Raw genomic sequence first — 13,658 nt, forward strand, 5'->3', positions numbered from 1 at the left:
GCCCGTTCGTCTATCGGTTAGGACGCCAGGTTTTCAACCTGGAAAGAGGGGTTCGATTCCCCTACGGGCTACCACTTCCCTGACTTACACCCCAAATTTTTCGCGGCAAAGATCCTGAATCTGTCCCCACAGCGATTTGAATTCCGGTGTATTTTCTGCAGCATAATGGAAATTCTTCATCAAACCGGTAAGCTGTGTAAAGACTTGACGGACTTCACCCTTATCCGCAAATTCCGCGGTCGATTGCGTGACATCGTAGACCAGTTTGAACGTCATCTTCTGACGCTCCAGCGGAACGGTGGCATCCACTTTGTCGAATGCGTCCTGCTGCAGATAGACCATGTCCACGAACAGGCCCTTTTGCTGGATCACGAAATCCTCGATCGTGACGCCCTCTTCACCAGTGACCTGCATCATCTGATCGACCTGCTCGCCTTTTTCGATCAGCGCCAGCAGATCGCCCACCTTGCCTGTCCAACCAGCCTCGGCGTTCTTGTCATACCAATCCGAGAGTTGTTCAGTATAGCGCGACCAACTGAGCAAGGGATCGACGGCGGGATAGAACCGTTTGTAGGCTCGTTCCGAGGACAGCCCAAGAAAGCACTTCACCGTTGACAGCGTGGACTGCGTCACTGGTTCGTCAAAATTGCCTCCCGCTGGTGACACAGTGCCGATCAACGTCAGGCTACCCAGGTCGCCATCGTTTGTTTTCAGCGCCCCAGCACGCTCGTACAGGCCCTTGATCGAACTCTCCAGGTAGGCAGGAAAACCCTCTTCACCCGGAATTTCCTCCAGCTTGCCGGAAGTCTCGCGCATGGCCTGCGCCCAGCGACTGGTACTGTCCGCGATCAGCAGAACATCATACCCCATCTGACGGTAGTATTCGCCCAGCGTGATTCCGGTGAAAATCGACGCCTCGCGAGCCGCAACGGGCATGGAAGAGGTGTTGCAAATGATGATCGTCCGATCCATCAGACTTCCGCCCGACATCGGATCGGTCATCTTGGGGAATTCGTGGATCGTTTCAACAACCTCGCCCGCGCGTTCACCACAGGCAACGACGATCACGATATCCACTTTGGAGTTCCGCGCGATAAGGTTTTGAAGCACAGTCTTACCCGCCCCGAACGGGCCGGGAATACAGGCCGTACCACCACGCGCGATGGGAAAGAACGTATCAATCAAGCGTTGCGAGGTCAGCACAGGTTCAGTCGGGTACAAGCGTTCGGACAGGGCACGTTTCAGAACCGTTTCAGGCAAGGGCCGCCGAACTGGCCACTTCTGACACAGCGTCAAAGTGTGCTCACCCCCCTGCTCGTCTTCAAGTCGGGCAACAATCTCATGGATTGACGCGGCCCCTTTCTGAACCCAAACGACCTTGTATTCGCCAACCCAATTGAAGGGCAGCATAATTTTATGGGTGAACCGGCCTTCCGGAACAGTTCCGATGCTGTCGCCTGCCGTGACTGTATCTCCAACCTTAACCGAGGGCGTGAAGGACCATTTCGCCTGATCGTCCAACGGTGCTACATCGGCCCCCCGCGGCAAGAAGGTTCCAAATTCGGAAGCAACTTTGGGCAAAGGCGATTGCAGGCCGTCAAAGACCTGACCCAACAGCCCCGGCCCCAGTTCTACAGACAGCAACTGACCCGATTGTTCCACCGGATCGCCAACGGCCACGCCGTCTGTGCTTTCATACACCTGTACATCAGCTGTGTCCCCGCGCACGCGCAGCACCTCGGCTTTGAGCCGTTCCTGACGCCCGCCCGGTCCAGCACGGGTCGGCAGGATGAACACCACCTCGTTTTTGACCAATTGGCCCGGAACTCCGGCGGCATCTTGGTTGGCCTGAATCTGCACCAGCCCTTCCTGGACCGAGACGACACGGGCGGTTGCGGTTTGAACTGGAGGTGTTTGGGCAGTCATGCGCTTACTCTCTCAAAATCGAATTCTGCGACATTGGCCATGGCCTGCTGGGCCAGTTTCTCAAATCTTGTGGCTGCGTCCTGAGCGTTGCTTTGCGCCCATCGATCAAAAATGTTCCAGATCAGGACGTATATTGCCACGGCCTCAAAATCGAAGAGGTGGCGGGCGGCGTACCGTTTCAGTTGCTTATGGCTGACCGACAACAACAGTCGCTCCAGCCCCAAAGGGTCCTCGGCTTCTAACAGCTGACGCGCGTCCTTGATCCACGGCATCGGCACCAAAAGTCGGAAATCCGGGTCCCCCCAGTTGGCTGGAATATGGCGGCTCCAACGTCCAATGCCGTACGCTCCCGAGAGCGGATTGCCTCCACGCGCGCGCAGGCGCAGTGCAGCAACTACAGTGCGCAAGTCCATCCGCTCAAGGAACAGTCTACGCAAGGTTGGTTGCGGAATTTTGCCCAACGCCTGATTGCATCGCTGTACTGCCTGCGCATCCGTGACATCCATGTCATATGCACTCCAGTTCAGCGCCTGCTCCAACGCTTTCAGAACACGCGCATCCTCAGATGCAAGCGCGGTCAGGCGACGATCCAACCGCAGCCGTGACAGCGGTGGCTGCTTGGCCACAAACAGCCGTTCAGATCCCGGCAGGCTGCTGATCAGCGCGATATAGGCGTCAGGGTCTGACATCTCAGCGGATCACACCTTCCAGCACGGCACGGAACCGCGGCTGAAGATGCTCCATCAGCAGTGAGGCGACCGCCTTGTCCGTCAGGTCCAGCACAACGCCCTGATCTTCGGCCCGAACGCGGATACCATCTTGGTTATCGTCCGATGCATGCAGCTCAACCTGTTCTCGCAACATGTCGGCCGTCAGCCCAAGAACATACTTGGTCAGCTTGCCAGACTGGATGTCATCCGCGTTCTGCTTAATGTCTTCCTGCGTTGCGACTTTGGCAGGCAGAATGACCTGGACCTTGCCATCCAGATTGACGCCATCAGCCTCTTGACCGACGACCTCCAAAATCATCTGTTTCAGCAATTTCGGGTCAGCCATTTCCTTGGTCACCAGACGTTCGACATCTTCACGAAACCGGTCGGTCAATCCACCTTTCATGGTCAGAACTGCATCACGCATGGCGGTATTCAACGCCTCTTCCCCCGCCGCGCGGTATTTGTCGGAATCGCTGCGCGCCTTTTTCTGATAGTCGTCCGCTTCGCGTTTCGCGTCAGCCAAGATTTTGGCGGCTTCGGCCTTGGCCTCTGTCCGCAGTTTTTCAGCGTCAGCCTGACCAGCCGCCACGCCATCATTTCGCAGCTTATCGATCAGGGCATCCACGCCGTGTGAAATCATGCCATCCTGCGCCATCAGCTGATCCCCGCGCTGATCACCAGAGCAAAGACAAAGGCAAAGACGCCGAACCCTTCGATGATCGCCGCCGGAGCCAGCGCAAGGCCAAAGATCTCGGGCTTTTCCTTGGTGGCGTTGATCGCTGCAGCACAGGCCCGACCCTGCCAGATCCCGCAATACATCAATGCGATGCCTGACAGGATACCTATCCCGAACAAGCCGCCCGCGTTTTCGGGTGTCACATCTCGGTTCAAGGTAAACATGATGACGATGCCGTAAATCACCATGGTCGACGGAAAGGCTGATACGCCAACAAAGCGCCCATAGCCGCCTTCAGTTTCTGTCATGGCGCCAATACTGGCCATGCCGGCGATGGAGCACCCGATCGCGCTGGAGGCCGCGCCCAACGCCATAGGCGCGTAAATGCCCAGCCAACCCAATGTCAAAACAAGCTCATTCATTCCTGAACCTCCTTGCGGGCGAACGGGCGAAAGACAACGCCTTCGTCCGGCAGACCCCATTTAAAGAATTCGATGTAATTGAGACGTAATCCGTGGACGACGCCGCTCATCATGGCGAGGGCGAAGTTGAGAATGTGGCCAGTGATCAGGATCAGCAGCGCAAAAAGAACGCCCAGCCCTTTGAGCGAATGCATGACTGAAACCGCCAGATCGTTGAAGGTGATCGCCAATGAGGCTGAGGCCAGACCTAACGCAAACAGGCGCATGTAGCTTAGCACGTCTCCGAACGCCCCCATGGCCCCGGCAAGGCTTTGCAGCCCTTCGATCAGGCGCCAAACCCAGTCGGTTGGTTTCTTGATGACCCGCTCGCTTGAGAACCAGACGATGGCCAGAACCCCGATCCCCATCAAGGCCGCACCCGGCACCGGAGAATTGCCCTTCATGTAGCTAAGCCACAAAATGAATCCTCCAATCAGCGCCGCGATCCAGCCCAGATTGGCAATGGCGTTTCGGTGCCCCCAAGCCGCGCGGGCGGCAAGCGCATTGGCCAGCACCAGATGCAATACGCCAACGACAATCGAAACCATCATCATCGCGCCGAAATTGTTCAGGTCGAGCAGTTTGAGCTTGGACCAGAACGACCCCTCAGTTGGCGATACGCCGAAATAGCTGCCGACCAATATGCCGTACAGGATCGTCGCCCCCGAGATGATCACGCCAAAGCGTCGCCAGGAACGCTCATGTGGTGTGCGATCAAGGCGTTTCCAAAACAACAAGAGCCCCGCCAAGATAATTGCCCCGTACCCGGCATCGGCCACGATCATCGCAAAGAAGATCGCGAACGAAACGGCGACGATGACGCTAGGGTCCCAATCCTTGTAACCCGGCACTTGATAAAACAGTGCCAAGTCTACAGCAGCACTGCGCTTTTCTGGTTGTTCTAACAAGGTGGGCGGGCTGTCTTCGGGGCCGGGTTCTTCGATCAGCACAGCGGCATCCTTGGCGTTTGCCATGTCCAGAACCGCATCTATACGATCCTCGGGCACCCAGCCCTGAAGGGCAAACATCGCCTCTTCGTCGCGCACCTTTTGGGTAGCATGGGCCAGCTCAGCCGCACTTTCGGCAACCGACAGGTTCCGGCGCATCAGTGTCAGGTATCGGGTCTGCGCGACGCGCTCAGCCTCAAGCGCTTCGATGGCGATCTCAGCCTCTTCCAGTTGCGCCTCAAGCTCGTGAATGGGCAGCGATCCTGTGTGCGTGCGCGGGACTGGAAGGATATCGTCATCCGGCTCATCCGGGTCGATCAGCACGGCATAGATGAACCTATGGTCCTGCTCGAGTATAGCCCAGGGCATATCCAGGGCTTCCAACGCATCGCGATGCTTGAGCGGCAGTTGATAGAACCACAATCGGTTCCCTGCTAATACATCGTCGGGTGGAAAATCCAGGTCACCCCAAGGGCGAACCTGCGCGATCCGGTTGGCCAGAAAATCCCTTTGGTCCGTCATGTCACGGGTCCGTTGCATCAGGTCCAGCACATCCTTGACGAACTGCTCCATGTCAAAACCGGGGTCGCGCTGGATTTGTCGGCGCGGTTCGGACACGTCATGCAGGAACCGCAGCGCCTTATAGGCGTCCCGCGCACCACGCTCGCTGATCTTTTCCGGTTCAGAGGGCGGCGGGACCAGCGGCAGGACGTGCATGCATCCCAATTCCTGCAGCGCCTCAAGCGTTTCGGTCTTTTGATTTGATCGCCCGACCAGTGACAGTTTCTTGAGGCGCGCGACACTCATGACACCGCCTCCTGCGCATGTTTGCGCTTTGAGATTTTCGACCGGACCACGGCCTGCATCTGTTCATCACTCAGATAAATGCGGATTTTCTTTATGTTCGCTTTGGCGCGCGGGATCAGAACCTTTTCGAACAGATTGACACGCTGGGTGATGGTGGCCACAGCCCTATTGAATATCTTCACCCGCTCTTCGGCCACTTTGACCCGTAGACGCGCCTCGATCATATCGTGCAGCAACCGGGCCGCCGCATCGACCCAATGAGGTTTGGCCAGATAGGAATACAGACGCACCGCGACCTCGATCCGGTCTAGCGCAGGCATCTTTACGCCCACGACGTTGACCTCTTTGACTTTGTAGTCTTTCAGCGCGACCAACCCGTCCAGATCAACGCCTTGCTGCGCCAGCATCGGCAGTTTTTCTCCAACCTTTTGCGCCAGTTCCTGCACCTCATCCTGAAGGCGCTGCACATCTTCGCGCGCCTTCGCGCGCTCGGCCATCAATTGCTGACGCTTAAGGTCCAGCGATGGCAAGAACCGCTCATAGCTTTTCAGCTGCGTCTGCTCGCGCGCGAGCGACGATTTATTCAGCTGCAACCGCGCCATCGGCATCCTTTGGGAAATACTTTTCGATCAGGGCCTGTTTCATCAGTAGCTGCTCAGGTGCGAAACACTCGGCCAGAGTTTTCCACCCCAAATCCAGCGCATCTTCCAGCGAGATTGAAACGTTGATGTCCATGAACCGGGTCTTGAACAGGTCACCAAACTTCAACAACTGATGGTCGTAATCCGAAAGGTCGAACGCCATTGCCTGTTTCTGCGCGGCGTCGCGACTTTCGGAATAGAACCGGATCATCGTGTTCATGATCTGCCCGTGATCCTCGCGCGTCGTCTTGCCGATCACGTTCTGCTTGAGCCGCGAGAGGCTGCCGAACGGGTCAATCACTCCCGAGTGCAAATAGATCTGCCCCTCGGTGATATAGCCCGTGTTGTCGGGCACCGGATGGGTCACGTCATTGCCGGGCATCGTCGTAACGGTGAGCACAGTGACCGATCCGCCCTTGGCATAGTCGCAGGCTTTTTCGTATCGGCGGGCCAGCTGGGAATAGAGGTCGCCCATATAGCCACGCTGCGACGGTACGCGCTCTTGGCTGATACCAACTTCCTTCATCGCGTCGGCATAAGCGGTCATATCAGTCAGTAGAACCAGCACGCGTTTGCCCTCTTCCACCGCGAATTTTTCGGCCACGGCCAGCGCCATATCGGGTACCAGCAGCCGTTCGACCAGCGGGTCCATCGCCTGGTTGACGAACATCACTGTCCGGGAAAATACGCCCGCATCCTCGAAGGACGTCCTGAAAGTAAAGTAGTCGTCAAAGATCAGCCCCAGCCCGCCAAACACCACGATATCCGCATCCGCCTGAATACCAATTCTGCTGAGGAACGCGTTGAACGGCTCACCCGAGACCGAAAAAATCGGGATTTTCTGACTTTCGACCAACGTGTTGAACACGTCGATCATCGGCACATCCGTTCGGATCATCTTGTTGGGAACGGCGCGTTCCGCAGGGTTCACGGTCGGCCCGCCAATATCCACGCGCGGTTCGGATGACAGGTCGGGTCCGCCATCGATTGAAACGCCCGCGCCATCAAAAACGCGGCCCAGAATGTTCTGCGAATACGGCGTCTGCATCGGGTGGCCCAGAAACGTCGCCGTCGCCTCGGTCGAGATGCCCTTGGTGCCGGAAAACACCTGCAGGGTGACAACATCTCGGTCAATGAAAATCGCCTGCGCAAGTGTCTTGTGGCCGTCCACGGTTTCGATCACGGCCAGATCGTTGAAACGCACCGCTGCGTCGGTCGATCCGCCCAGAGGCACCCTGACTTTGATCGTGTCTCCAACAATCTCAAGAACACGCGTGTACTTCAAAAGACTTCCGGACATTGCTCATCCTCGGTCGTTAAAGGTGTTTTTTGAAGTCAACGCCCCGAAATAACTTGGCGTTTTTTGCAATCATAAGCTCAGCTTACAACGAATTCATAAATTGGCAAACGAGGATGTCTTCGTTGCGACAAAGGAGACGAAAACCGCCCCTGGTGACCAAAACCGTTGGTATTCAAACGCGCTGGGAGGGCTCACCACCCCCTTCGCCCGAACAGGGATTGCAGCCGGCTTTGCCCGGCAAAAGGATCGACCTCTGATGGCGCAGTCAGGCCCGAGACAACGCGGCGCACCATTACCCAGCAGATTGCAGCAAATATCACACCGCCCAGCGCCTGCCCCAACAACACTCCCGGAGCGCCTGCGAAATAGGCTCCGGCCACTGCAAATGGCCACGTGCCCAGCGTATGTCGCCCCCAGTTAACCCACGTGGAGTAAATGGGATAGCCAAGGTTGTTGAAGCTGGCATTCGCAACAAAGATCACCCCGTTGAAGAAGGACGCAAGGGCCAGCGGCCCGCAAAACAGATAGATCAGCGCCCGCGTCTCGCCCTGGGCCTGAAACAAGTTGGCGATGGGGGCACGCAGTATGAACAACACCGCCGCCATCAGAACCACATAGACGGCAGTAAATTTCACGCCCGCCAGGAATGCGCCCTTCACCCTGTCATACTGCCCTGCCCCAAAGTTCTGCCCGACAATCGGGCCTATGGCCCCGGACAGTGCAAACACGACGGAAAAGGCGACAGGCATCAACCGCCCTATTACCGCCATGCCAGCCACGGCGTCTGTTCCAAACTGTGCAACCTCACGGATCACGATGGCGTTGCCGACCGGCGTGGCGACATTGGTCAGAACTGCCGGTATTGCAATCGCCCGAACCGGTTGGAGGTCATCCATCACTTGCCTCAGCGACGGTCGCGCAAATCCATGGTGCACGCGCACTGCGGGCCGGACCGCCGCTATCAGCATACAGATACGTGCAATAACCGAGGCAATCGCCGCCCCGTCCAGGCCAAGACCGACAGCGAAAATCAGGATCGGATCCAAAATCGCGTTGGCCAGCCCGCCGTAAATCGTGGCCTGCATGGACCGGCGCGCATCGCCATGCGCACGCAGCACGGCCATACCCGTCATTGCCACTGCCATAACCCACATGGTTGGCAGAATGATGCTGACATACCGTGCGGCCAGTTGCAGAACTTCGCCCTGCGCGCCCAGCAAGGACAGAAAAAACTTTATATTGATCATGACGATAGCAGACACAATCAACCCAATCAGAATCCCAAGAAGGGCAACGCTGGTCCCGAATTGCCGGGCTTTTTCGGGCCGCCCGGCCCCCAACTCGCGGGCGACTAGAGCCCCGGCTGCGATGGACAGCCCCACATTGATCGAGTTGGTGAAAAACAAAAGCGTGCCCGCATAGCCGACCGCTGCGGCCAAGGCGTCATTGCCCAGCATCGAGATGAACACCATGTCCACGAAATCCACGGCAAAGATTGCCATAAGACCAATGCTGGTGGTCAGCGACATTCGGGTCACATGCCGCATCAGACTGCCGGTCAAAAAGACAGCCATGCCCGTGGATTGTTGTGTCATTGGCTGGTCCGTCCCTTTGTCCTGGAAATCAATCTGCCCGCGATGGGCACCAGTCAGCAACCTCAAACTTGTGCCGTGCGCGCCGATTACAGCCCTACCTTTTTTGGCAATCCGCATTTTGCGCCGCTACGATGATGTTGCAGTACGAAAATCCTTACCGCTTTGGATATCGGCGTCCGCCGCTGCGTCCACTGGCGCCTCGCATCCAGCATTCTAAGTCAACGGATTTTGCCGGGAATGCCTGATCGACGGGAAGGTTGCCGTTCTCAACGAACAGGACAAACTCACCCATCCCGGCGCGTACTACCTTTTCGGCGCATACGTTCGCGCAGTGTATGTCGAGGGCGGGCACGCATGTGGCCGCCGTGCGAAACGGTCGATGGCGGTGAGGTACTCTGACCGCGGGTACCGCCACGCGGGGCACGAGCCTGCACTGGACGAGGTCTAAAGGTAGAAAAATCAGTACCAAAACTCGCGCAATACATTATAAGAAATGAATATACTGAATTTACGATATTCGATTAGCGCGAAGACCTGGGGAGGATTCAATGCTTCGACTTACAACCTGTTTGATCTCTTTGCTGACACTACCAGCGCTTGTTTGGGCAGACGCGGTCCCCAGCAAAGAGGCTGCCGAGGGCACCTTTGCAGACCGCCCTTATTCGCCCTACGCCAACCGATCGTTCCCCGAACGGCCGCTTTGGGGTGATACACACCTACACACCGGATTGTCGCTGGATGCGGGCGCGTTCGGGAACACTTTGTTGCCCGACGAAGCATGGCGGTTTGCAAAGGGGGAACAGGTTATTTCGTCGACCGGCCAACCCGTCCGGCTGGCGCGCCCCTTGGACTGGATGGTATTGACGGATCACACAGACCTCATGGGGTTTGCACCCGATCTGCAGGCTGGAAAACCCGGTGTTTTATCAGACCCCAAAGGTCTGGAATGGTACGAGGGGTACAAAGCAGGTGGTGAAGACGCGGCCAAAGCGGCCTTTGACATCATCACCAACTTTTCGCAGATGACCCTGCCCGAGATTTTGCTGGAATCCTACAGCCCCGGCGCGGATGCTTTTGCGTTCACATGGGAACAGATCGTGCTGGCCGCCGAGCGCCATAATGACCCTGGCAACTTTACCGCATTCATCGGGTTCGAATGGACCTCGGTCCCAAAGGGGTTCAACCTGCACCGCAACGTCATGCTGCGCGACGGCCCAATTCGCGCACTGCAGGTCGTGCCACCTGTGACCCAACCTCCTTATGGCGACACGGACCCCAAGGCGCTGTACACGTGGCTTGAGGAATACGAAGCAAAAACTGGCGGTCGCGCAGTAGCGTTCGCCCATAACGGAAACCTCTCCAACGGCTGGATGTTCCCGACCGAGGACACCTATCACGGCGGCAAGGTCGACGAAGAATATGTTCAGAAGCGCGCCAAATGGGAGCCACACTACGAGGTCACCCAAATCAAGGGCGACGGCGAAGCGCACCCCTACCTCAGCCCGAATGATCCCTTCGCGGATTACGAGAACTGGGATGTCGGCAATCTAGACATCACTGAGCTCAAGACCGATGACATGCTGGCGGGTGAATATGCGCGCGAGGCACTGAAACGTGGTTTGGCGTTAGAGGAAAAATTCGGCGTTAATCCCTATAAGTTCGGCATGGGGGGCGCGACAGACAGCCATACATCGCTGGCCACAGCGGAAGAGGACAATTATTTCGGCAAATCCGTGAGTGCCGAACCCTCACCCACCCGCGTCCTGCATCCGTTTGTTGAAAGCGATCTGGGCGCCTTCGAAGGGCACACGCTGGTCGCGTCCGGCTACACGGCGGTCTGGGCGACGGATAACACCCGGTCGGCCATTTTCGATGCGTTCAAACGGCGTGAGACCTATGCCACCACTGGTCCGCGGATCGGTTTGCGGTTCTTTGGCGGCTGGGACTTTCAGGATGACGACTTGCTGACGCGGCTTGTTGCGGATGTGGGCTATACCAAGGGAGTCCCAATGGGCGGTGACCTGCGCCCACGCGAGGGGGACGGCGCGCCTTCGTTTCTGATCGGCGCGCTGCGCGACCCGGTCGGTGCCAATCTGGACCGTGTTCAGGTCGTGAAAGGCTGGCTGGATGCAGAGGGCGAGTTGCAGGAAAAAGTGTTCAACGTTGCTTGGTCTGATGACCGCGCGCTGGACGCGGATGGCAACCTGCCCGAAGTCGGCAACACCGTTGATCTGGAAACCGCAAGCTGGAGCAACACGATCGGTGCGTCCGAGTTGGTAACCATCTGGACCGACCCGGAATTTGATCCCGGCCAGCGGGCCTTCTACTACGTTCGCGTGCTGGAAATTCCGACACCGCGCTGGGTTTTGTACGACAAACTGCGGTTTGGTTTGGACCTGCCAGAAGAAGCGCAACTGGTACATCAGGAGCGCGCATACTCCTCGCCGATCTGGTACACTCCTAGCGAGTAACCGAACAATACACTAAAGACATTGCCGGGCGGTCAACTCCGCCCGGCAATATTGCGACACGACATTGAGAACCCGCATGCAAATTCTAAAACAACCTTTAGTCCACTTCATTTTGATCGGGGTTGCCATTTTCGGTTGGTTTGCATGGATTTCCCCGCAACAGGACATCGTTGAAGAAACCGACACGATCACAGTTGATGGTAACGATGTCGCCCTTCTGAAAACACGTTTCCAAAACAGCTGGAACCGCCCACCGACGGAAGACGAGTTACAGGCCCTGATTGACGGGGCGATCCGCGAAGAAGTTCTTGTGCGTGAAGCACGCAAGCTGGGCCTGGATCAAGGTGATCAGGTCATCCGTGCTCGCCTGGCGCAGAAGATGGATTTTCTGACTGACGCAATCGCGGCTTCGATCGAACCCGAGCCCGAAGTGTTGCAGACCTTTCTGAACGAAAACCCGGAACGGTTTACCAAACCGGCACAGATTGCTTTTGATCAGATCTACCTGAACGAGAACGCTGAGCTGGATGCCATCGAAAGCGCGATTGAGGCTGCAAACACTCAGCAGGACTGGAGCAGAATCGGATCGACAACTTTGCTTCCAAAGTCGATGCCTCTGACAGTAGTGCGCGTGGTGGACGCAAACTTTGGCACTGGCTTTTCGGCGGCCCTGAGATCGTTGGAGCCAGGCAACTGGTCCGGCCCAGTCCGATCCGCATATGGCATCCACGTCGTTCGCGTTACAGACAAACAAGACCCCATATTGCCAAAGCTGGAAGATATCCGCGATACCGTTTTACTGGAATGGCGCCGCGAAGCCGGGTCGGACCTGGCGCAGGCGCAATATGAAAGCCTGGCATCGAATTACCAGGTCGAAACACCCGACATGGACAAGGCGGTCGAATGAAGCGGCTCTTTTGCCTGTTATTCTCGGGCTGGCTGATGTTCGCTGCACAAGCGGGACATGCACATGCACTTGACCCCGGTTATTTGGACCTGCGGCAATTGGCGAGCAACACCTGGCAAGTGCTATGGCGCAAGCCTGATGTGAATGGCCGCCCCATGGGTATCGATGCCATATTGCCCGCTCACTGTGCCCAAAACCGAGGACCCGAGCCACGGTCCGACGGAACGGCTTGGATCGCGACCTGGGTTCTTGAATGCGAGGACGATATCGCCGGTCACACCATCACCATTGAAGGGCTGGAGCAACAACGAAACGACGTTCTGCTGCGCATCCAACCCATCTCGTCGGAACCATCCACTTTGCGGTTCACGCCCGAGACGCCTGCTTTGATCATACCAGAACAGCCAACGACCTGGTCGGTTCTGAGCAGTTACTTCCGCCTTGGGTTCGAACATATTCTGGAAGGTTGGGATCACCTTCTGTTTGTTTTTGCCTTGTTTGTGCTGGTGCGCGATCCATGGCGGTTGGTCGGGGCGGTGACCGCCTTTACCGTCGCGCATTCCATTACGCTGGCGCTTGCCACTCTGGGCGTGCTGAACGTGCCCGGCCCTCCGGTCGAAGCCGTGATCGCCTTGTCAATCGTGTTCCTCGCTCTGGAAATCCTCAACCGAAAAGATGGTGAGCTGCGCCTGTCCGAACAATATCCCTGGATCGTCTGCTTTTGCTTCGGGCTGTTGCACGGGCTGGGATTTGCCGGCGCGCTGGCCGATATTGGAGTTCCAACTGAGGATATCTTCGCCGCACTGCTGGCCTTCAACATCGGGGTCGAGGCCGGGCAACTTTTGTTTATTGCCGGACTGTCGGCCCTGATCTTGGTGTGGCGCCTTACGCTGCCCACAATTTCCCAAAGGGCTGGCGTAGTCGCCGTACCCGTCACAGGATATGCCATCGGCTGCGTGTCGATGTACTGGTTGGTTGAACGCGTCAGCGGGTTTTGATTGGCGTGTCCGCTATTTCGCGGCCTCTTGCAGCTGCAGTAAACACGCCTGAACCCGGTCCGCTTCGACCTGCGCCAAGCCTTCGTTTGTTAGTTTCTGGTGCTGGCGCGCCTCGATCAACACCTGCTGGGCGCCCTCGGGATCACCGGCCTTAAAAAATCAGCTTGGCGATCAAAATCAACGGGTACGGTTTGTAGTTCCCTGCACCACTGTCCC

The 13,658-nt window shown here is 57.2% G+C and carries 11 protein-coding genes; 3 read left to right on the plus strand and 8 right to left on the minus strand.

Translation table 11 applies throughout. The annotated features are described in order from the left end of the window. Positions 1–84: 84 nt before the first annotated feature. The 8 genes from AC2FFP_RS00005 to AC2FFP_RS00040 form a co-directional block, all read right to left on the minus strand. The gene (locus AC2FFP_RS00005; protein ID WP_496769698.1) at positions 85–1,926 is read right to left on the minus strand and encodes a V-type ATP synthase subunit A; all 1,842 of its coding nucleotides are present in this window, start codon (positions 1,924–1,926) and stop codon (positions 85–87) included. Next, complete coding sequence (locus tag AC2FFP_RS00010) at positions 1,923–2,615, minus strand: hypothetical protein (RefSeq protein WP_496769701.1); 693 nt, start codon at positions 2,613–2,615, stop codon at positions 1,923–1,925. The genes AC2FFP_RS00005 and AC2FFP_RS00010 overlap by 4 nt, the downstream gene beginning before the upstream one ends. Before the next feature lies 1 nt (position 2,616). Continuing rightward, positions 2,617–3,294, minus strand: a complete 678-nt coding sequence (locus AC2FFP_RS00015; protein ID WP_496769703.1) for a hypothetical protein — start codon at positions 3,292–3,294, stop codon at positions 2,617–2,619. Further along, complete coding sequence (locus AC2FFP_RS00020; RefSeq protein ID WP_050602715.1) at positions 3,294–3,737, minus strand: ATP synthase subunit C; 444 nt, start codon at positions 3,735–3,737, stop codon at positions 3,294–3,296. The genes AC2FFP_RS00015 and AC2FFP_RS00020 overlap by 1 nt, the downstream gene beginning before the upstream one ends. After that, positions 3,734–5,530 (minus strand): V-type ATP synthase subunit I, encoded by a 1,797-nt coding sequence (locus AC2FFP_RS00025; protein ID WP_496769705.1) that lies wholly within the window; start codon positions 5,528–5,530, stop codon positions 3,734–3,736. Before AC2FFP_RS00025 ends, AC2FFP_RS00020 begins: the two co-directional genes overlap by 4 nt. Further along, on the minus strand, positions 5,527–6,132 hold the full coding sequence (locus tag AC2FFP_RS00030; RefSeq protein ID WP_496880598.1) for a V-type ATP synthase subunit D: 606 nt from the start codon (positions 6,130–6,132) through the stop codon (positions 5,527–5,529). Before AC2FFP_RS00030 ends, AC2FFP_RS00025 begins: the two co-directional genes overlap by 4 nt. Further along, the gene (locus AC2FFP_RS00035) at positions 6,110–7,471 is read right to left on the minus strand and encodes a V-type ATP synthase subunit B (RefSeq protein ID WP_496843483.1); all 1,362 of its coding nucleotides are present in this window, start codon (positions 7,469–7,471) and stop codon (positions 6,110–6,112) included. Before AC2FFP_RS00035 ends, AC2FFP_RS00030 begins: the two co-directional genes overlap by 23 nt. Positions 7,472–7,662: 191 nt before the next feature. Then, positions 7,663–9,066 carry an MATE family efflux transporter gene (locus tag AC2FFP_RS00040; protein ID WP_496880599.1) on the minus strand — a complete coding sequence of 468 codons (1,404 nt, stop codon included), beginning with the start codon at positions 9,064–9,066 and terminating at the stop codon, positions 7,663–7,665. A gap of 548 nt (positions 9,067–9,614) precedes the next feature. Between AC2FFP_RS00040 and AC2FFP_RS00045 the strand changes: the two genes are divergently transcribed. From AC2FFP_RS00045 to AC2FFP_RS00055, 3 genes are all read left to right on the plus strand, one after another. Beyond that, positions 9,615–11,537: a DUF3604 domain-containing protein gene (locus AC2FFP_RS00045; protein WP_496880600.1), complete on the plus strand. Its 1,923-nt coding sequence runs from the start codon at positions 9,615–9,617 to the stop codon at positions 11,535–11,537. 76 nt (positions 11,538–11,613) lie between these two features. Continuing rightward, positions 11,614–12,444 carry a peptidyl-prolyl cis-trans isomerase gene (locus AC2FFP_RS00050; RefSeq protein ID WP_496880601.1) on the plus strand — a complete coding sequence of 277 codons (831 nt, stop codon included), beginning with the start codon at positions 11,614–11,616 and terminating at the stop codon, positions 12,442–12,444. Next, the gene (locus AC2FFP_RS00055) at positions 12,441–13,442 is read left to right on the plus strand and encodes a HupE/UreJ family protein (protein ID WP_108859003.1); all 1,002 of its coding nucleotides are present in this window, start codon (positions 12,441–12,443) and stop codon (positions 13,440–13,442) included. Before AC2FFP_RS00050 ends, AC2FFP_RS00055 begins: the two co-directional genes overlap by 4 nt. The last annotated feature ends 216 nt before the right edge of the window (positions 13,443–13,658 follow it).

The organism is Ruegeria sp. YTSC004, from assembly GCF_059609805.1.

What these genes read in the sequence shown, in the direction of transcription:
- AC2FFP_RS00005 (WP_496769698.1), bottom strand. Translation starts at nt 1,926, where the DNA reads ATGACTGCCCAAACACCTCCAGTTCAAACCGCAACCGCCCGTGTCGTC.
- AC2FFP_RS00010 (WP_496769701.1), bottom strand. Translation starts at nt 2,615, where the DNA reads ATGTCAGACCCTGACGCCTATATCGCGCTGATCAGCAGCCTGCCGGGA.
- AC2FFP_RS00015 (WP_496769703.1), bottom strand. Translation starts at nt 3,294, where the DNA reads ATGGCGCAGGATGGCATGATTTCACACGGCGTGGATGCCCTGATCGAT.
- AC2FFP_RS00020 (WP_050602715.1), bottom strand. Translation starts at nt 3,737, where the DNA reads ATGAATGAGCTTGTTTTGACATTGGGTTGGCTGGGCATTTACGCGCCT.
- AC2FFP_RS00025 (WP_496769705.1), bottom strand. Translation starts at nt 5,530, where the DNA reads ATGAGTGTCGCGCGCCTCAAGAAACTGTCACTGGTCGGGCGATCAAAT.
- AC2FFP_RS00030 (WP_496880598.1), bottom strand. Translation starts at nt 6,132, where the DNA reads ATGGCGCGGTTGCAGCTGAATAAATCGTCGCTCGCGCGCGAGCAGACG.
- AC2FFP_RS00035 (WP_496843483.1), bottom strand. Translation starts at nt 7,471, where the DNA reads ATGTCCGGAAGTCTTTTGAAGTACACGCGTGTTCTTGAGATTGTTGGA.
- AC2FFP_RS00040 (WP_496880599.1), bottom strand. Translation starts at nt 9,066, where the DNA reads ATGACACAACAATCCACGGGCATGGCTGTCTTTTTGACCGGCAGTCTG.
- AC2FFP_RS00045 (WP_496880600.1), top strand. Translation starts at nt 9,615, where the DNA reads ATGCTTCGACTTACAACCTGTTTGATCTCTTTGCTGACACTACCAGCG.
- AC2FFP_RS00050 (WP_496880601.1), top strand. Translation starts at nt 11,614, where the DNA reads ATGCAAATTCTAAAACAACCTTTAGTCCACTTCATTTTGATCGGGGTT.
- AC2FFP_RS00055 (WP_108859003.1), top strand. Translation starts at nt 12,441, where the DNA reads ATGAAGCGGCTCTTTTGCCTGTTATTCTCGGGCTGGCTGATGTTCGCT.